We start from the raw sequence: 18,894 nt of genomic DNA, 5'->3' as shown, positions 1-18,894 counted from the left end.
GTATGGGGGCTTTGACGAAAGCTGAGATGGCGGAACGTCTGTACGAAGAGTTGGGTCTGAACAAGCGCGAGGCCAAGGAATTGGTCGAGCTGTTTTTTGAAGAGATCAGACACGCTCTGGAAGACAACGAACAGGTCAAATTGTCCGGTTTCGGTAATTTTGACCTGCGGGACAAACGCCAGCGGCCTGGCCGCAATCCAAAAACGGGAGAAGAAATCCCGATCACGGCTCGCCGTGTGGTCACCTTTCGTCCAGGGCAGAAGTTGAAGGCCCGAGTTGAGGCTTATGCTGGAACCAAGTCATAACGACGAGCTACCCGTCATCCCAGGCAAACGCTACTTCACCATTGGTGAAGTCAGCGAGCTTTGTGCGGTAAAGCCGCACGTGCTGCGCTATTGGGAGCAGGAGTTTCCTCAGCTCAACCCCGTCAAACGCACCGGGAACCGTCGGTATTATCAGCGCCAGGATGTGCTGATGATCCGACAGATCCGAGCGTTGCTCTACGATCAGGGGTTCACCATCAGCGGCGCGCGTCAGCGTATGTCCGGTGATGAAGCCAAAGACGACACCACCCAATACAAACAAATGATCCGCCAGATGATTGCCGAACTCGAAGATGTGCTGGTGGTTCTGAAAAAGTAATTCCGGCTTTTAAAATACTTCCACATTTCAAAAGCTTGCGGTATATTCCGGTTCGCTTCGTCAAGAAGCAAACCCAGTAACACGCCTAGTCGGGGCGTAGCGCAGTCCGGTAGCGCACTAGCATGGGGTGCTAGGGGTCGAGTGTTCGAATCACTCCGTCCCGACCATTATTCCTGAGTAAAATCAGACTCTTGAGCCGATCAGATAGATCGGCTTTTTTGTGCCTGCACAAAACTTCTCGTTGATTTCGCTGATGTTCAGATCCGGAACTGCCTCGGACCAGATGATTTCCCCATGGGTCCCGCTGATAGTTCTTGGTCATGCCCTCAATTTGCGCCATGAGACGCCGATACGATAGGTATGACCCAAGAGGCGATGTCCTATGTTCAATGCAAGCCTTAAGAAACAGCTTCAATCTCAGACCAGTGAACTGTTAGAGCTTCGCCAACTGCGTGATGGCCTGAACCGTGAAATGCTAACGTTGAGTATCGACTCGTCGTTTAACATCACGGCCTGCAACGAAAACTTTGGAAATACGCTGGGCTACGCTCCGGATCAGCTTGTCGGTCGCGCCATGGCCGAGATTGTTCCCTCGTATGTCTCCAAACTGCCGTGCTTTCATAACTTTCGAGCGGCGGTGGCCGCGGGTAAGTCAATCAGCGACGATTACAGATACCTTCATGCCAATGGTTCGTTGGTGTGGATTCATGCACATTGGCAGCCAATCATGGACGCGAGCGGCCAGTTGAGTCATGTCACGTGCTACGCGACGAACATTACCTCCCGAGTGGAAAAAGCCTCGGAAAATGCGTCGTTCATTGAGGCGTTATTACGTTCCACTGCGGTGATCGAGTTTGATCTCTCCGGGCATGTACTGATGGCGAATGATCAGTTTCTACAAGCCATGGGCTACAACCTGGGACAGACAAAAGGGAGCCATCACCGTGTTTTCTGTAAACCGGAGCTGACTTCGTCCCAGGCGTACAAGGACTTCTGGGCAAAGCTGAACAGAGGTGAATTTGTTGCCGGCCGGTTCGAACGTATAGACAGTCGCGGCCAAACGGTGTGGCTGGAAGCGACCTACAACCCGGTTTACGACACCGAAGGCAATCTTTGCAAAGTGGTGAAGTTCGCCACGGTAGTGACCGATCAAGTGGCCCGTGAGCAAGAAGTGAGCGGGGCCGCCCAGACGGCATTTGAAATTTCTCAGCAAACGGATGTCAGCGCTCAACGAGGCGCAGTCGTCGTCAACGATACGATGCATACCATGCGTAAGATCGCCGTTGATATGCAGGCGGCCTCCGGGGGAGTAGAAGCGCTGGGCAAACAGTCATTGTTGATCAGCTCGATTATTCAGACGATCAGCAGCATCGCGCAGCAAACCAATCTTCTTGCTTTGAATGCTGCGATTGAAGCGGCTCGCGCAGGTGAACAAGGTCGAGGATTTGCCGTTGTGGCTGATGAGGTTCGACAATTGGCGGGCAGAACCAGCACGGCGACTGAAGAAATCGCGTCGGTTGTCTTGCAGAATCAGAAGTTGGTCGATGAGACCGTCGCTGAGATGGCCAACAGCAAGTCCCAAGCCGAGCAAGGCCTGGAACTTGCCACTCAGGCAGGCCAGGTGATTGTTGAAATCCAGGACGGTGCCAAGCAAGTAGTCGACGCCGTGGGCAGGTTTGCGACCCAGTTGGCTTAGGGAGCGAAAGGGCGCGCCACAGCTGTCATCAAGGATGGGGCCTGGACACGGCCCTGCGCTGAAACGCCGGTCGGCTCAGCACAGGAACCATCCGCCCCTGAGTCATGTGTCGAGTGCGTGCTGTTTGGCTATTTCCTGGTTGCGCAAAATAAACCGCTGCAACTTTCCACTCGGTGTCTTGGGTACTTGTTCGACGAATTCGATTTCCCGCGGGTAAGCATGTGCAGCCAGGCGCTCTCGCACGTGCAGGCGCAGGACTTCCGCCAATTCGGCGCTGGGCGAATACTGGCCATGCAATACGATAAACGCCTTGATCAGTTCGGTGCGCTGCGGGTCGGGTTTGCCGATCACCGCGGCCTCGACCACCGCCGGGTGTTCGATCAACGCGCTCTCGACATCGAAAGGCCCGACGCGATAGCCCGAGGTGGTGATCACATCGTCGTTACGGCCGACGAAGCTGATGCTGCCGTCGTCATTCAACTCCACGATATCGCCGCTCAAGTAATAGCGGCTGACGAAGGCGTTGGTCGGCATCGCGAAGTAGCCGTTGAACCAGCACTGCGGCGAACGCTTGCGGTCCACCGCCAGCACGCCAGGCTGGCCAGTCGGCAATTCCTGGTGGGCGTCATCCAGCACGACAATCCGGTATCCCGGCACCGCATAGCCGGCCGAGCCCTCACGTACCGGGTGGCGTAGCCCATGATGATTGCACAGCACCATGCCGATTTCGGTCTGGCCGTAATGGTCGTGGATGACCACGCCGAGCTGTTCGGCAAACCAACGGATGACTTGCGGGTTGAGCGGCTCGCCGGCGCTGCTGACGATACGCAGATGGCCGCGCACGGCGTCGGCGAACTCGGCTCCTGCCGCGATCAGCAGGCGATAGGCTGTCGGCGAGCCGGCCAGGTTGCGGATGCCGTATTTGGCGATGATCCGGCAGGTACTCTCCACCGAAAACGGCCCGTCATAAAACAATGTGGCATGGCCACATGCCAATGGACCGGTCACCGCGTAGTACAGACCATACGCCCAGCCAGGGTCGGCGAGGTTCCAGAATGGCTCGTCCTCACGCAGGTCGATTGCATCACGCATATAGCCCTTGAAGGCCAGGAGGGCGCTTAAAGGCACTTCCAGCGGTTTGGCCGGCCCGGTGGTGCCCGAGGTGCACATCAGCAGAAAAGGCGCACTGGCATCCAGCAACTCGGGTGCGCATTCGGTGTGTTGATGACCCAGTGCACTCCAGAAATCGTAATCGCCCGGGGCCCGTGCATGATCGTCGGTCACCAGGATGCCTGGGCAGTCCGGGATGTCATCCAGCTTGGAACGGTTGTGCGCGTCGGTCACGATCCAGCGTGCCTTGGAGCAGCCCAATCGCTGCTCGATCGCCTTGGGACCGAATGCGGTAAAAAGCGGCTGGTAGACCGCGCCGATACGCCAGGTGCCCAAGATGGCGATCAACAGTTCAACCGTGCGTGGCATCAGACCCGCGACACGCTCTCCGGGCTTGACTCCCTGTTCCCGCAGAAAATTGCCGAAGCGCGCAGCGTGGGCCTGCAGTTCGCTGAAGCGGTAATGCGTGGCACGGCCATCCCGCGTTTCGCAATACAACGCCACGGCATTTGCGTCGGCGTGGCGGTCGCAGCATTCGACGCAGGCATTCAAGGCGTTCAGCTCGCCCTGCAAATCCTGCGCGGCCAGGCGTAAAAAATCGAAGGAGTTCACTGCTGAGTCGTAATCGCGCATAACGTACCTGATTGTTATTGTTGGATTAGGTGCTTTGCCCACGCCCATGGTGCGGGGGGGAGGTTGCCCCAGCCTGCAAGGCGGCCGACAGGGCCTGTGCGTCAAAGGCAGCCGCCCCCGGCAGGGCTCGCCAGGCCGACGGCCCGGCGGCGATTTCCTCGGCACTGAGCAGGCAGTGGTCGAGTTCACGCTGTAAAGCATGGGTGTCGAGATCCTGGCCGATGAACACCCACTCCTGCCGACAGTCGCCGACGATGCTGTCCCACTTGGCCATGATGCTCTGCAACCGGTATTCATCCCGGGGCCACTGCGACTGCTCGATGAAGTTCCACCAGTGCCCGACGTAGTCCCACTGGAACTGCGCGCCGCTCTGCGCCAGCAGGCCGGTTTCCAAGTGTCGGCTGGCCAGCCAGAAATACCCTTTGCTGCGTAACAGGCGGCCGTTGCTCCAGGGCCGTTGGAGGAAATCGAGCAAGCGTTGTGGATGGAAGGGCGCGCGTTCGCGGTATACCCAGGACGTCACGCCATAGGTGTCCGACTCGGAGGCCGGAGCGTCTTCAACCTCCATTTTCCTCATCCAGCCCGGCGACGCCGCAAGGCTGGGCAAGTCAAACAGATGGGTGTCGAGGAGGCGGGTCAATTCGACCTGGCCGTGGGCCATCGGCATGATCCGGGCAGTCGGATTAAGGCCTGCGAGAATCGCCCGCACAGTCTGATAACCCGGCTCGTCGATCAGGTCCCGTTTGTTGACGAGAATGACGTTGGCGTACTCCACCTGCTCGATCAGCAGGTCCGCCAGAGGGCGCGCAGGGGTGCTCTCCTGCGTGTCGTCGCGGGCCACGGTGTCCGGTGACGCGAGCAATGCCTGGAAACGGCTGCCATCGACCACCGTCACCAGGGTGTCGAGCCGTGCCAGTTCGCTGAGGCTGAAACCTTCAGCGTCAAGGAAGGCGAACGTCTCGGCGACCGGCATTGGCTCCGAGATGCCCGTGGATTCGATGAGCAGGTAATCGAAACGCTGCTGACGCGCCAGGGCACTGATCTGTTCGAGCAGATCGGCGCGCAGCGTGCAGCAAATGCAGCCGTTGCTCATTTCGATCAGCTCATCGCGACCACGGTGCAGCGACACGTCGCGCTGCACCTCGGCGGCATCGATATTGACCTCGCTCATATCATTGACGATGACCGCCACCCTCAGGCCTTCGCGATTGCGCAGGATATGGTTGAGCAGGGTGGTCTTGCCGGCACCGAGGAAGCCGGAAAGCACCGTTACCGGCAGTCGGCCCGCCTGGGTGCCGTCCATCATACGTTCACCGTTCGAGGGACATCGACGCGGTCCAGGTAGCTTTCGAACAGATCGACCACCACGAAGCCGTCGTCTGCCGCATCGCCCCACAGATCTTTCACGGCAAACTCCACATGGTAGGTCGGCTGATGCGCCGCGCTTGTATCGCCATGGCCGATCGCGTCCGGGAACGGCCATTTTTCCGACGTGCGATGCAACACCACGCCTTGCTTGCCACGCACATAGGCCGGCATGCGGATATGCCCGGCCACGTACTCGTCGCGCACGACCACGCGGTCACCGACCTCAAACGGCGCTCGACCGGTAATCGCCGCACGACCTCCAGCCTGTGCCGGGTTTGCCAGCTTGAAGTGAGAACCCAAGGCCTGGTCGAGCTCCGCCTGGGTGATGACGCCCGTTTCGACCAGCAGGGTGGCGGTCGCGATGACGTAGCGTTCGTAGTACTGGGTGCCGACATGTTGGCGAACGTCCAGGCGTTCGACGGCATGACGCACTTCGTCCACGCTGAACTTCTTCAAATGATCGGCCCCGACGAACATCAAGCTGTAGGCCAGGTGCTCCCAGTCCTGCTTGAATACCTGTTTGTAGTCCAGGCTATTGATGGTGTGAGGGACTTTGCCAAAGCCTTGGAAACCGCCGAGATCGTGAAAGCCATCCATAATAGAAACTCCGGGAGTTGAACGATGATGCGTGGTTTTTCTCAGCCAACGCGGGGCAGGGCGACGCCGATCAGCACGTCTTTGGTCACGAGTGCCTGAAGCTGCGCCTCACTCATGTGCTCGGAACCTTCAGGCCTTACCGGCAACACCAGGTAGCGGGTCTCGGCGCTGGTATCCCAGACCTTGACCACCACGTCGGTTGGCAGCTCCGTCCCCAGTTCTTGCAGCACCGTGCGCCCCTCCCGGACCAGGCGTGCACGGAACTCGAAGCCCTTGTACCACTCGGGCGGCAGGCCGAGCACCGGCCAGTTGGTGCAGGAGCACAAGCTGCAGACAATGACGTTCTTCACCTGCGGCGTATCTTCCAGCGCGACGATGTATTCGCCCTGCGGTCCGGTATAGCCGAACTGGGCACACGCAGCGGTGCCGTCCTTGAGCAACAGCGCCCGGAATTGCGGATCGACCCAGGCCTTGGCGACCACACGGGCGCCGTTCTCGGGGCTCCAGCCGTGCTCCATCAATTGCGTGAGCTGCTCGACGTAGCCCTCCGGGATAAGGTCCTTGCTCTTGAGGACTTGAAACAATGCCCAGGCCCGTTCACCTGGGGTTGAAGTGCCCGCAGGCGTGGAATTGGATGGACTCATGGGGTATCTCCTATCAGTCAACGCGGTTGTGGAGTGGTTGAAACGTGCCGGTGTTTCTTATTGTTTTCCAGGTTGGGCGTTCAGAGCGTGCGCCAGTCCACCGTGGCTTCGAACGCCGCCGCGGCCTGGTAGATCGTGCCTTCGCCGTAGTGCCTGGCGACCAGCATCAGCCCGACGGGCAGCCCGTCCACCAGGCCGCAGGGAATCGACATGGCCGGATGCCCGGTGATGTCTTGTGGCGCGGTATTGCCGATCATTTCCAGGGCGCGCGCCACGTATTCAGTGATCGAACAGCCCGCCGGCGGGTGGGGCTGGGCGGTGATGGGCGTGGTCGGCATCACCAGCAGGTCATAGCTCTGCAAGGCCTTGTCATAGCCTTGCCGGGCGAAGCGGGCGAGGTTCTGTGCCTTGGCGTAATACCGCCCGTTGTAGTGGGTCAGGCCGTACTGGCCGACGAACATGCACAGCTTGAGCGACGCGGATAACTGGTCCGCCTGGTCGCGCCAACCGGCCTGTTTGTCCAGCAGGCCGACGTCGTACAGGCCTTTCCAGTTAAAGCCCGCGCCGTTGCCGTGCATCATCTGCATGGTCAAGCCTTCGCAACCGATGGGATGCCACAACGAACCTGCCAGGTTGTGTTCGGGAACGGACACCGGCTCGACATGGGCGCCCAACGCTTCGAGACGGGCGATAGCGTCGCGCACCTTGTCCGCCACGCGCGGGTCCTGATTGGCCAGCGCGAACCCCTCCTGCAACACGCCGATTCTGAGCCCGCTCACGCCCCGCGCCAGGTAACTGCAATAGTCATCGACCTGGGGCGCCGCCTGGCGTGGGTCGAGGCCATCGGAACCGGCCATGGCCTGCAGCATCAGCGCGTTGTCGTGCACGTTGGCGGAAATGGGGCCGACATGATCGATCGTCGCTTCAATCGCCATGATGCCGGTGTAGGGCACCAGGCCATGGGTGGGTTTCATGCCGTAGGTGCCGCAGAAGGCCGACGGGATGCGGATGGAGCCGCCTTGATCGCCGCCCACGGCGATGTCGACTTCACCAGTGGCGACCAATGCCGCGCTGCCCGATGAAGACCCGCCGGCGGCATACCCGTGGCGATGGGGGTTGTGTACCGGGGCTGGGTCAGAGGTATGGCTGCCGCCCGACAGACAGTAGTGCTCGCAAGTGGCTTTGCCGAGGATGGTCGCGCCGGCATCGAGCAAACGCGTGACCACGGTGGCATCGAAGCCCGGCACAAACCCTTCCAGCGGTGCGGCGCCGTTCATCATCGGGACGCCGGCCAGGGCGATGTTGTCTTTGAGCGCGACGGTTTTACCGGCCAGCAGGCCGCTACGGGCGCCATTTACTTCAGTCCGGTAGTACCACGCGTTGAGCGGGTTTTCCTTGGCCGAGGGACGATAGCCTGAGCTGCGCTCGTAACGTATCGGCGGAACGAAATCACACAGTTCGTCGACCAGGTCGTATGCATCGAAACTCGGTTGCATCAGGTCCAGGTAGGACGCCGCCTGTTCGTGGGTCAGTTGCATGTTCAACTGGGCCGCAATGGCTAACAGCTGATCAAGCGTGGGACGAGTAATGGCCATGATTTTCCTGTCTTTTTATCGATTCAGTCCGGGTAGCAATGGACACCAAATTAGGCCTCTATCACTGTGTTCGCATGGTTGAGCAGGACACGCATTTGGCTGAAAAGGACAGCGCCACTCAGAACACTTTCAAGACGCGCAGATTCAGCCGTGCACCTTCCCTGAAGCCTTGCTCCACCTCGATATCCCTGCCGAGCTGCGCCTGGACCTGCAAGGTTGGATCGATAAAGTGCGTGACCGTGAAACGTGCATAGGACGTCGATACGCCATCGTGCTGGTCAACGCCGTCGACGCTGGTTGCGGCCCCGGTGACATAGCCTCCGCCGAGGGCGAACGTGGTGCTTGGGGTCCAGTTGTAGCGCACGGCGGCCTGGTACTCGTAGCGCGTGTTTTCTTCGAGTTTTGCGCTGCTGGCGCCGTAGTCGTGATTGGTCGAAACCCAGGACACATCTGCTACGGTGTCCAATGCCCACTGCGCTGAGAAGTGGTGGATATAGGCTGCTTGTAGCGTCGCCCGCCAGCGATTCTCGCCCAGGTTCAAGGCATCGTTTTTGTCGTAGCTGCCCACGGGGATGTACAGGTAGGGGGCCAGGGCAAATACATCTTTGTTGGCGGTGGGCAGTGTCCACTTGAGCGGGGCGGTGAGAATCGGGTCGCCCACGCCGTGGGCATCGCCCAGTGCGCCGACATCGCCAGCGGCGTTCATGTAGCCGAACGGCAGCAATATCTGCGGTTCCCATGAAAGGTTTTCGCCGAGGCCTACGGCATGGATGTAACGCAGGATCCCTACGTCGGAGCTGAGCTTGGCGTTGTCCGAGGTTCGATGGCCGTTCTGATACAGCTCGGACCGGTCGGTGTGCTGGTAGTAAAACAGCACCGCATCGGCCCCGGCGGGCAGCGGCTCGAAATCCCCCGGCGCGACTTCAAGGGCCTGGCTTTTGGCAAATGGCAACATTCCCAGCACCAGCACGAGTCGACTCACTTTCATGGCCGTTCTCCTTGTGCGGCGGCGGCATCGCGCAGCATTCCGGTGTGCGGATGGCAGTTGATGTACTCGAAGATCTGGCTGTTGGCGTCTGACACTGACACTTCGTGGTATAGCCGCAACTTTTTCAAACCGGCGGCCACGCGGAAGAACGTCACGAAAATACGCAGGTGGGTCGGGTGGGATTCGGCCCAGCGCTCGAGTTTTTCCACCGAGCGCCAGTGGCCGATGTTGTAGCTGATGTCGAGAAAGTTGCCGTCCAGGTCGATATTGCGCACGAACCGATTGCTGTAGCAGCCCAACGGCTGGCCGTTGTCACGCAGGAAGTCCATGCCGTCCTGCAAGGTTGGCAGAATTTCGTCGAGGTACAGCGCGCGCTCATCCGCCTCGGCGTCCGCCCAATCCTGGCCGGAACGAATCAGCGTGAGGTTGTCATGCCCCAGCACCACCACCCGTCCGCCCCTGGCGGGATCACCGCTGATCACTTGCAGCTCACTGGTAGGCTTCATCCAGTCGGTCTGGGAGATCGGAAAGCGGTCGCGCATCGAGCCCCAGTAACCGTGCTCTTCGATTTCGCCGCTGGTCTTGTCCATGACTGCGCCGACACCGGGCAGATTGTCCTGGAAGGCGTACAGCGTCTCGAACTGCTCCGCGCGCGGTGCGCTGATTTCACGAAAATAGCCCAGCCCGTCGTCGAGGCGATCCTGGGAGGCCCACCAGTCGTTGACCGGTGCGCAGCGTGACCAGCGGCAGTGAGCTGCCGGGTCTTTCCAGTAGCCGACCACCATCAGGTTATCGAAGCCGCTGTTGTCGGTGTGGTGGGTCACGTCATGGTTCTGCGGGCCATCGACGAGGCTGAAGCTGCCAACGATGTGACGCATGGCCTGGAGCGCGGCTTCGCGCTGCGCTTCCCCTCGGTACTGCACGCCGAAGTAAGCCATCACCACCTGTTCCAATTGCTCGTCGGCGCGTGCAACCCACATGGCAAAGGGGGGCTGGTACTCTTCGGGCACACGGCGAGACAGGGTGCGTGGGCATTTGAGATGTGTGTCGATTGCAGATTCCATGTTGCGCTCCTCGTTATTTTCGTTCAGGTCTGCGGGTGGGCATCAGTGCTGGGGCGACGGGTCGCGCTTGGCGGTCTGTCGTCGGCGCAGCAGCTTCATGGCCCCCCACTCAATCAACCAATAAGCCGACTCTTCAGGCACGAGGTCGCGCCTCTGCAAGAGCCAGGAGGCATCAGCCGAAGGGTGTGAACAGTGTCGATGCATGGCGTGCCTCATCAGCGGGGGGGTGAGCTGCTGTGAGGTGGAAATTAGGCGTGACGGCAAGGCGGCGCTTGGTTCGTCGAGACAACCGTTTGGTTGGAAGAGACAACGCCGGAGGGGACTCCACGGGTGATCGGCGTTGGTGCGCCCGTGTCGAAAGCTCAGGCCTCTGTGCCTCTTATTGGGGACAACGAGGGCGTTGAAAGCCACGCTTGGGTGCAGGAAACCGATAGGCGTACGTGAGGGCGAGCGTCAATGTGCCTGGCCTGTTAATTGCTAGCGCTGAAAAGCCGGTAACACCTTTTCGAGTTCTTACTGCATCGCTGTACCGAGGTCAGTGCCATGAATCCAAGCACTCAGTATTCGACCCTTGCCGTTGCTGCACCACGTCGATTTGATTACTGGAAAGAAGTGGTCTGTCGCCATTGCCTGGCGGCCGATAGCAAACCCCTGTCCCAGAGCAGTTTCGATGGCGTTCTTGCGGTCAATTCCGTGGGCGCTCTCGATCTCTGTTCCCTGTCATCGCCCCTGCATTACTGGGAGCGTTCCGAGCAGCATCTGCGCAGCGGTCCGGCCGACGATCTATGGTTGGGGTTTGCCCGAAACGGTTATGGACAGATCGAACAGAGCGGAAGAAAAGCCAGCCTGGCAACGGGCAATTTGTTTCTTTATGACGCAACGCAACCGTTCCGATTCAGCCTCGGTGGTACCGAAAACCACCTGGTGCGTATTCCGCGGGCATTGCTGACCGAACGCCTGCCGCGTATTGCGGAGCACACCGCGATGGTCCTGGATGATCGGCGGCCTGGCGTGATTCCCTTGCGGGAAATGCTGCGCCAAGCAGCGATTACGCCGGCATCCTTACAGGATCAGCACATCTCCAGTCGCTATTCAGGGGCGTTGCTCGACCTTCTGGTGATCAGCCTGGAACTCCAGGACCTGAAGGCCACTCACCAGGAACTGGATCTTTACGGCCGCATCATGCAGTACATCCAACGGCATCTGGCCGAGCCGGACCTGTCGATTGAGGTCATCGCCCAAGCCCACAATGTGTCGACCCGCACCGTCACGCGCGCCTTCGCGCGGCACCAGAAAACCCCCGCCGCAGAAATCTGGAGGGAACGCCTGAATGCCAGCCGTGAAGCGATCGAGCGCGGCCAGGTGCGCAGTATCTCGCAAGCCGCACTGGACTTCGGGTTTTCTGACTTCTCCCATTTCAGCCATGCGTTCCGCAAAGCGTTCGGCGTCGCGCCTAACACGCTGTTGCAGCGAAATTGAATGATCAAGCAGGGGGAGCGCTAGCCGGCGCTCCTGTTCCTGGACATATCAATCTCAAACGTTATCTCGTCCGCAAGCTGCTGCACGCTCGAGCGGTCTGCAAGCTTGGCCAGGTTGATACCCGTGGTGCAAAACATTGATTCAGTTTCTGGCGACCTGACAAAGACGGTAGCAGTCCAGCCATTGATCAGAACGCAATCGACCTTGTGCCCTGGCAGGCTCCGCTCCAGACCCTCGGTCAGCGATATTTTCTTCCAGCTGTGCATGATGACGTACTAACGTGGGTAGTGATGAACTGTTGACCTGTGCGCCTTCAAGAAGTGCCAATAGGCCATCATTTTCAATCTGAACAACCTTTATACCTAATTGATCAGGGCCCCGAATATTCCTGCTCTGCGCTTGCCAGCAGGTTGGCGCCAGTGCTCAGTGCCAGCACCGTAAACAACAGCACCAGGATCAGCGCTTTGTTCTTGAACAGCATGTTCGGATGACCTCACCTGAACCTTAAGGAAAGCGGCCGCAAGGGCCGCAATCGTCGACTTACCAGAGGGCAATGTCATAGGTGAGGTAAAGGCGGTTGCTGTCGCGGCCCCGGGAGAATTCAGAGCGATAGACATAGTTGCGCATGCGCACCCCCAGCCCCTTGAACGTGCCGGCCTGCACCACGTAGGCCAACTCGGTATCACGCTCCCATTCCTTGACGGTGGTTGCGGACTTACCGTCATTGCCGCTCAGGTAGCGCGTTGAAAAGGTCAGGCCGGGCACGCCGACGGCGGCGAAGTTGTAGCCGTAGTTGAGCATCCAGGTCTTCTCGTCCTCCTCGATGAATTTGCCGATGCCGGCGTTGCTGAACGAGTAGACGGTGGCGCCGCTGATGTAGGGCAGACCGGCATCTCCGCGAAGGGTCTGGTAGCCGCCGCCGACGGTATGGCCTGCGATCACGTAGGACAGCTGGCCGCTGAACATGTCGTTGTCGATTTTGCCTGCGTAGGCAGAGCCGCTATCGACACTGTTGAAGTAGCGCAGGTCGCTGGTCAGCACCCCACCGGCCAGTGGCAGGTCGTGCTGGATACCGGCAAAATTCTGTCGGTAGAAGTTCTCGAGTTCTCCATAGAAATAACTCAAGCGAAGGTTTTTGCCCCATTTGTACTCAGCCCCGGCGTAGTTGAAATCCCCCGATTTTTCCCCGCTGTAGCCATCGGGCACGATCGGCACGCTGTTGGTGGAGTCGCGTAACTTGAAGCGGTCCAGGTGCCCGCCGGTGACGGTCAGGTTGTCGATGTCGGTGCTGCTGACCTGGGTGCCCTGGTAGGTCTGGGGCAACAAGCGTGCATCGTTGTAAATCAGTACCGGCGTCTTGGGCAGCAAGGTGCCGTACTTGACGGTGGTTTTGGCGAACCTGGCCTTCGCGGTAGCGCCGGCGCTGGCGAACTCGTCGGCTGCCTGCCCATCGTCATGCACCGGCATGAGCCCGGTGCCACTGCGACCGCGCCCCGAATCGAGCTTTACGCCATAGAGCCCCAGGGCGTCCACACCAAAGCCAAGGGTGCCCGGCGTGAATCCGGACTGATAGTCCAGCAGAAATCCCTGGGCCCACTCGGTACGCTCGCTTTTTGTCGTTCTGGCGGCTCGCGCACTCAAGCCGTGCTCGTCGCGAAAGTTCTCGTTGAAATACACATTGCGCAGTTGCAGCTTGAGTTTGCTGTCGTCAATAAAACCTTCGGCGTTCGCACTTGTGACCGGTACCAGGGCAAACGCGCAAAACAACGCCCGATGGGCATACACATGGTTCATGGCAAATGACTCTTTGTTGTTATTTGGGGTGCGGTGCGACACGCGCCCCGTGAGCGAGGCGCGCTGAAAGACAGCAGAGGTTGTGGGTGGATCAGGTGAACAGGCTGATGGCCCCGGTCAACAAGGCCAGCGCGGTGACGACCAGCGAGGTCAGCACTGCCCATTTGACGGTGGCCTTCTGGAAGTCGCCGATATCGCGATCGACCATGCCCACCAGCAACAGCGTCGACGCCACCAGCGGGCTCATGAGGTGGACGGGTTGCCCCAGGATCGAGGCGCGCGCGATTTCAACCGGGTCGATGCCATACGCCGCGGCGGCATTGGCCAGGATCGGCACCACGCCAAAATAGTAGGCGTCATTGGACAGCACGAACGTCAGCGGCATGCTGGTGATCGCCACCACCAATGGAAACAGGTGGCCCCAGGATGGCGGGATCCAGTCGACGAGGGTCTGCGCCAGGGCGTCCACCATCTTTGTGCCGGAAAAAATCCCGGCGAAGATCCCGGCGGCGAATACCAGCAACACCACGGTCATGGCATTGCCCGAATGCGCCAGGATGCGTTCTTTCTGAATGTCCAATTGCGGGTAGTTGATCATCAGCGCGAGCACAAAGCCGATCAGGAACAGGATCGCGGAGTGCATCAACCCCATCACCAGGGCCGCCATCACCGCAATGACCAGCACCAGGTTAACGTAGGCCAGTTTCGGACGCTTGTGGGGGGTGTCTTCAAGAATCGCGTTGATATAGCAATCGCCGCCACCGCTCTGCAGTTGGACGTTGCCGATCCGCTTGCGCTCGGCGCGCCCCAGCAGGAAGGCGGTGAAGATCACCCACAGGGCGCCGCCGATCATGGTCGGCAGCAACGGCACGAAGTATTCGCCGGCATCCAGGCCCAGCGCGGCGATAGCACGTGTCGCGGGGCCGCCCCAGGGGGTCATGCCGCTCATGATGCTCAGCGACAGCATGGAAATGGTCGCCAGGATCATCGGGTTCATGCCGATGCGCTTATACAGCGGCAGCATTGCCGCACAGGTGATCATGTAGGTCGTGGTGCCGTCGCCGTCGAGTGCGACCAGCAACGAGAGCAGGGCAGTGCCGACCGCGATCTTCATCGGGTCGCCATTGACCCGCTTGAGGATCTTGCGGATCAGCGGGTCGAACAAGCCTGCGTCGATCATCAAGCCGAAGAACAGGATCGCAAACAACAGCAAGGCGGCAGACGGGGCGACCATTTTCAGGCCGTCGAGCATCATCTTGCCGGTGGTGCCGCCGAAACCGCCAAGCACCGCGAAGACGATAGGTACAACGGTAAGCGCGACGATGGGCGACAAACGCTTCGTCATGATGAGGACGGTGAATACGACCACCATGGCCAGGCCAAGGAAAGCGAGCATAGGACGATTCTCTTGTTGTTATCGTAATAGTGGCTGACGCCGAGGCGCACGCGCCCTGATCCGCCGGGCGGCCAAGGGCACCTGGCGGAGGAGGGGTCAAGTCAGGGAGGGGCGTTGCCCGGTTATTGTTAAACGCGCTTGGGGACTTTCAGGTCTTCCCAGGCTTCTACCGGCGTCGCAGAGGGTTTTGCGTCGAGCATCCGGTGCAGCGTTTCGCGATGGCAGGCATTTTCAGATAGGGAAATCACTACCGTCGCGACGGCGTTGCTGGCCAGGCTGGTCAGGGCGCGCGCTTCGGACATGAAGCGGTCAACCCCGATCAGCAGCGCCAGGCCGGCCAACGGGATGTCGTGAATGACCGTCAAGGTCGAGGCGAGCGCGACGAACCCGCTGCCCGTCACGCCGGCGGCACCTTTGGAGGACAGCAGCATGATCGCCAGCATGGTGATGATTTGCGTCAGGCTCAGGTCAATGTTGCAGGCCTGGGCGATGAAAATCGCCGCCAACGACAGGTAAATGGCCGTGCCGTCCAGGTTGAACGAGTAGCCGGTGGGGAGTACCAGGCCTACGACGCCTTTTTTGCAGCCCAGCGCTTCGAGTTTTTCCAGCATGCGTGGCATGACCGGTTCCGTGGAGGACGTGCCCAGCACCACCAGGAATTCTTCGCGAAAGTAGCGCAACAGTTTCCACAGGCTGAAGCCGTTGCTACGGCAAATGCTGCCCAGGACCACGAACACGAAGAAGCCGCAGGCGATGTACAAGGTCATGATCAACTTCGCCAGCGAACCCAGCGAAGTGATGCCGTACTGACCCACGGTGAACGCCAGGGCGCCGAAGGCTCCGACCGGGGCAAAACGCATCAGGTACGCGAAGATCTTGAAGACCATCTGCGAAGCGGCTTCGAGTACGTCGAGTACCGGCTTGCCACGCTCGCCCAGGGATGACAAGGCAAATCCGGAGAGTACCGCGATAAAGAGCACCGGCAGCACTTCCCCCTTGCTGAAGGCACCCACGAAGGTTTCGGGGATGATGTGCATGAAGAACTCCACAACCCCAAGCTTTGCCGCCGACTCGGTGTACTGGGCCAAGCCTTTGGTGCTCAGTTGGGTGGGATCTATGTTCATGCCGACGCCCGGCTGGAACACGTATACCGCCACCAGGCCAATGACCAGGCTGATCACCGTCAGGCCAAAAAACAGCAGCATGGTCTTGCTGAGCAGGCGTCCGAGCGAGCGTTTGTCGCTCATGCCGGCGATGCCGGTGACGATGGTGCAGAACACCACGGGGGCAATCATCATCTTGATCAGCTTGATGAACGCATCACCCAACGGCTTGAGCGCGATGGCCTGCTGAGCCCAGAAATGCCCGACCACAATGCCCAGCACCACGGCGCAGAGAATCTGGAAGTAGAGCGATTTAACAACTTTCATGGCATCACCCATTTTTAGAATTGTGCGGATGCAAAAATGCCAACGACCGCCGGAATTATCCGGCGAGGCGCTGTGACTCAGTGGCGTAGACGTAACCGGAGAAAAGCCTGCGCGCGGTGCGTACGACGGACGCTTGAATTGTCTCACCATTGCTGCCGGTGTAGGACAATACGACATCAATCCCGCCGCTTGGATGTTCGATACGCACCGCTTCACGACGCGGCGTGCTGACCCCGCCAAGCATCTGCGCGACGATGCTGCCTTCTATCACGCACGCGGTGGCCAGACCAATCGAGCCGGTAATGGCAAGCGCGCGGTGGCAGTTGTGCGGCATGAAATAGCGAACCTGAATCGTACCGCCAGCTTTCGCGGGCGAGACCAGGACCGGCTTGGGAATCACTTTGCCGCTGACATCGCCCAGGCCCATGGCCAGGCCGGCCTGGAGCCGCAGTGTCTCCAGGCGTCGCAGGAACTCCTTATCGGCGTCCAGTTCCGCTGGGCTCTCATCGCCTCGCTTGCCCAGTTGGCTGGCTTCGACGAGCACCATGGGCATCGCCATGTCGATACAGGTCACTGCAATGCCATCAAAGACGTCCTGCGTGTTGCCGGTGGGAAAGAGCTTGCCCGTCTTGCTGCCGGCTGCATCCAGGAAGGTCAGTTGCACCGGCGCCGCAGTACCGGGCACGCCATCAATGGCGGTATCGCCCTCATAACTGACTTTGCCATCCGGTGTGTACACCTGGGAATGGATGAAGGTCCCGGTGTTGACGTTGCGAATGCGCACGCGGGTGCGTCCGGGGGTGGCTTTGACCAGGCCCTGTTCGATGGCGAATGGGCCAACCGCACACAGCATGTTGCCGCAATTGGGTGCGCTGTCGACTCTGCGCTGAGACACCATCACTTGGACAAACAAGTAATCGACGTCCGCATCCGGGTGCAGCGAAGGGCTGACAATCGCAACCTTGCTGGTTTGCGGGCTGCCACCACCGATTCCGTCGATCTCCAGTTCATGACCGGAGCCCATCAGGTTGAGTAGCAGTTCGTCGCGGGCCTCGATGGACGACGGCAAATCCCAGTCGAGAAAAACCGGACCTTTGGAGGTACCACCGCGCATCAGCACACAGGGGATTCTTTGCATAATACTGACTCTTGTTGATCAATCGAGGTAATTGATGCTCTGTGAGCAAGAGTCTCAAGCTTTGAAAAATGTTTCCAATGCAAAAATTGACGTTATTATTGCGTTTGGCGAATGGTAAATGTGCGCCAAACGACTTCCCAATTTCCTTGGCTGACGAGACTGGACATGGACTATGAGCTGAATGATATCCGATCTTTCGTGAAAATCGCCGAATTGGGTAGCTTTCACGAAGCGGCCGATGCTTTGCATCTGTCTCAACCTGCACTCAGCCGGCGGATAAAAAAACTCGAAGAGGGGCTGGGCACGGCGTTGCTGGATCGCACCACCCGCAAAGTCAGCCTTACCAGCGTCGGGCGTGACTTTCTTCCCAAGGCGCGCCGGTTGCTGGATGACTTCGACGAGTCGATTCTTAATATCCGTGAACTGGCCGAACGCCAGATCGGCCGTGTAACCCTGGCGTGTATCCCTACCGCCGCGTTCTATTTCCTGCCTTCAGTGATCCGTCTGTACAACGAGCGCTACCCGAAAATCCGGATCCGTCTGCTGGATTTGAGTGCGAATGAGGGGCTTGAAGCGGTGCTGCGCGGGGAAGCCGACTTCGGTATCAACATGATGAGTGGCCAGCATCCGGACATTGAGTTCGTGCCATTGGTCAGTGAGCCCTTTGTATTGGCGTGCCGGCGTGATCACGAGCTGGCAGGGCGCAGTTCGGTCACCTGGTCTGAATTGAGCGATTACCGCCTTATCGGGGTAGGGCGTTTGAGCGGCAACCGCATGCTGCTCGACCACGCTCTATCGGGCTTGAGTTGGCGGCCGCAATGGTTCTATGAAGTCCAGCACCTTTCGACTTCACTGGGCCTGGTGGAGGCTGGCCTGGGGGTTTCGGCGATGCCAAGCCTGGCCATGCCGGCTGATGATCATCCCACCCTGGTCAGCGTTCCATTGATCGAGCCCGTGGTGAACCGCTCTTTGGGCCTGGTTTACCGCCGAGGGTCCTCGCTTTCGCCGGCGGCGGAAAAATTCGTCTCGATACTGCTTGAGCAATGGCCACAGTGACCGGCCGCGTGTTGCCGTTCGCCGGCGGTCATCGTCATGAATGCGAGGTGGGCATGCTCTGAGTTGTTACTTCTGCCCACTGAGCGGGCGTTTTCTGAGCGGTCAGGTAGCAAGCTTGTGCACGATCCCTTCACGGTTTCCGCTGATGCAATGGGCCTATTTCATTTGAATCAAGCGCTTGGGTCATAGCGCCGTGATTTGGCACGCTTCCTGCTTTTTCGTATCCATGGATAATTGGATACAAAAATTCAAAAGGTGCTGCCG

Annotated in this window: 16 protein-coding genes, 1 tRNA gene and 1 pseudogene; 7 read left to right on the top strand and 11 right to left on the bottom strand. The window is 59.5% G+C overall.

The features are described 5' to 3' along the window. Positions 1-2 precede the first annotated feature (2 nt). The 5 genes and pseudogenes from ihfA to AC3WP7_RS22795 all read left to right on the top strand — a co-directional run bounded on the left by ihfA (position 3) and on the right by AC3WP7_RS22795 (position 2,338). Positions 3-305, top strand: a complete 303-nt coding sequence (gene ihfA, locus AC3WP7_RS22815; protein WP_002553164.1) for an integration host factor subunit alpha — start codon at positions 3-5, stop codon at positions 303-305. Beyond that, positions 286-642, top strand: coding sequence for a MerR family transcriptional regulator (locus AC3WP7_RS22810; RefSeq protein ID WP_010209127.1), 357 nt, complete (start codon positions 286-288; stop codon positions 640-642). The genes ihfA and AC3WP7_RS22810 overlap by 20 nt, the downstream gene beginning before the upstream one ends. 90 nt (positions 643-732) lie before the next feature. Beyond that, positions 733-809: transfer RNA gene (locus AC3WP7_RS22805), tRNA-Pro, on the top strand. Positions 810-1,024: 215 nt separating this feature from the next. Further along, positions 1,025-1,801, top strand: a pseudogene (locus AC3WP7_RS22800) (PAS domain-containing protein); the annotation flags it as partial. A gap of 99 nt (positions 1,802-1,900) precedes the next feature. After that, complete coding sequence (locus tag AC3WP7_RS22795; RefSeq protein WP_371322063.1) at positions 1,901-2,338, top strand: methyl-accepting chemotaxis protein; 438 nt, start codon at positions 1,901-1,903, stop codon at positions 2,336-2,338. Positions 2,339-2,440: 102 nt separating this feature from the next. Here the strand turns inward: AC3WP7_RS22795 and AC3WP7_RS22790 are convergent, their stop codons facing one another. From AC3WP7_RS22790 to oxdA, 7 genes are all read right to left on the bottom strand, one after another. Next, the gene (locus tag AC3WP7_RS22790) at positions 2,441-4,081 is read right to left on the bottom strand and encodes an AMP-binding protein (protein ID WP_102592741.1); all 1,641 of its coding nucleotides are present in this window, start codon (positions 4,079-4,081) and stop codon (positions 2,441-2,443) included. Positions 4,082-4,106: 25 nt separating this feature from the next. Beyond that, the gene (locus AC3WP7_RS22785) at positions 4,107-5,387 is read right to left on the bottom strand and encodes a GTP-binding protein (RefSeq protein WP_102592740.1); all 1,281 of its coding nucleotides are present in this window, start codon (positions 5,385-5,387) and stop codon (positions 4,107-4,109) included. Then, positions 5,384-6,046 carry a nitrile hydratase subunit beta gene (gene nthB, locus AC3WP7_RS22780; protein WP_102592739.1) on the bottom strand — a complete coding sequence of 221 codons (663 nt, stop codon included), beginning with the start codon at positions 6,044-6,046 and terminating at the stop codon, positions 5,384-5,386. The genes AC3WP7_RS22785 and nthB overlap by 4 nt, the downstream gene beginning before the upstream one ends. A 41-nt stretch (positions 6,047-6,087) precedes the next feature. Continuing rightward, positions 6,088-6,690, bottom strand: a complete 603-nt coding sequence (nthA, locus tag AC3WP7_RS22775; protein ID WP_092250418.1) for a nitrile hydratase subunit alpha — start codon at positions 6,688-6,690, stop codon at positions 6,088-6,090. Positions 6,691-6,770: 80 nt separating this feature from the next. After that, positions 6,771-8,285, bottom strand: a complete 1,515-nt coding sequence (locus AC3WP7_RS22770) for an amidase (RefSeq protein WP_092250421.1) — start codon at positions 8,283-8,285, stop codon at positions 6,771-6,773. A gap of 118 nt (positions 8,286-8,403) precedes the next feature. Further along, positions 8,404-9,273, bottom strand: a complete 870-nt coding sequence (locus AC3WP7_RS22765) for a transporter (RefSeq protein ID WP_092250424.1) — start codon at positions 9,271-9,273, stop codon at positions 8,404-8,406. Further along, a complete protein-coding gene (oxdA, locus tag AC3WP7_RS22760; protein WP_093124565.1) occupies positions 9,270-10,337 on the bottom strand; it encodes an aliphatic aldoxime dehydratase in 1,068 nt (355 codons plus the stop codon). Before oxdA ends, AC3WP7_RS22765 begins: the two co-directional genes overlap by 4 nt. Before the next feature lie 543 nt (positions 10,338-10,880). Here oxdA and AC3WP7_RS22755 point away from each other — a divergent pair. Beyond that, positions 10,881-11,816 carry an AraC-like ligand-binding domain-containing protein gene (locus AC3WP7_RS22755; RefSeq protein ID WP_092250429.1) on the top strand — a complete coding sequence of 312 codons (936 nt, stop codon included), beginning with the start codon at positions 10,881-10,883 and terminating at the stop codon, positions 11,814-11,816. 540 nt (positions 11,817-12,356) lie between these two features. On the opposite strand, the gene AC3WP7_RS22750 is transcribed toward AC3WP7_RS22755, so the two are convergent. The 4 genes from AC3WP7_RS22750 to AC3WP7_RS22735 form a co-directional block, all read right to left on the bottom strand. Continuing rightward, the gene (locus AC3WP7_RS22750; protein WP_102592738.1) at positions 12,357-13,610 is read right to left on the bottom strand and encodes an OprD family porin; all 1,254 of its coding nucleotides are present in this window, start codon (positions 13,608-13,610) and stop codon (positions 12,357-12,359) included. Positions 13,611-13,701: 91 nt separating this feature from the next. Then, positions 13,702-15,006 carry a CitMHS family transporter gene (locus AC3WP7_RS22745; RefSeq protein ID WP_092250438.1) on the bottom strand — a complete coding sequence of 435 codons (1,305 nt, stop codon included), beginning with the start codon at positions 15,004-15,006 and terminating at the stop codon, positions 13,702-13,704. A gap of 128 nt (positions 15,007-15,134) precedes the next feature. Continuing rightward, positions 15,135-16,448: a dicarboxylate/amino acid:cation symporter gene (locus AC3WP7_RS22740; RefSeq protein WP_092250441.1), complete on the bottom strand. Its 1,314-nt coding sequence runs from the start codon at positions 16,446-16,448 to the stop codon at positions 15,135-15,137. A gap of 43 nt (positions 16,449-16,491) precedes the next feature. Beyond that, positions 16,492-17,574 (bottom strand): 4-oxalomesaconate tautomerase, encoded by a 1,083-nt coding sequence (locus AC3WP7_RS22735; RefSeq protein WP_071492173.1) that lies wholly within the window; start codon positions 17,572-17,574, stop codon positions 16,492-16,494. Positions 17,575-17,739: 165 nt separating this feature from the next. Here AC3WP7_RS22735 and AC3WP7_RS22730 point away from each other — a divergent pair, with 165 nt between their 5' ends. Further along, positions 17,740-18,630: a LysR family transcriptional regulator gene (locus AC3WP7_RS22730; protein WP_071492172.1), complete on the top strand. Its 891-nt coding sequence runs from the start codon at positions 17,740-17,742 to the stop codon at positions 18,628-18,630. The last annotated feature ends 264 nt before the right edge of the window (positions 18,631-18,894 follow it).

This window comes from Pseudomonas sp. FW305-3-2-15-C-LB1, assembly GCF_058787615.1.
The sequence above is the reverse complement of the archived record's forward strand: the minus strand, read 5'-3'. Positions and strand labels throughout refer to the sequence as shown.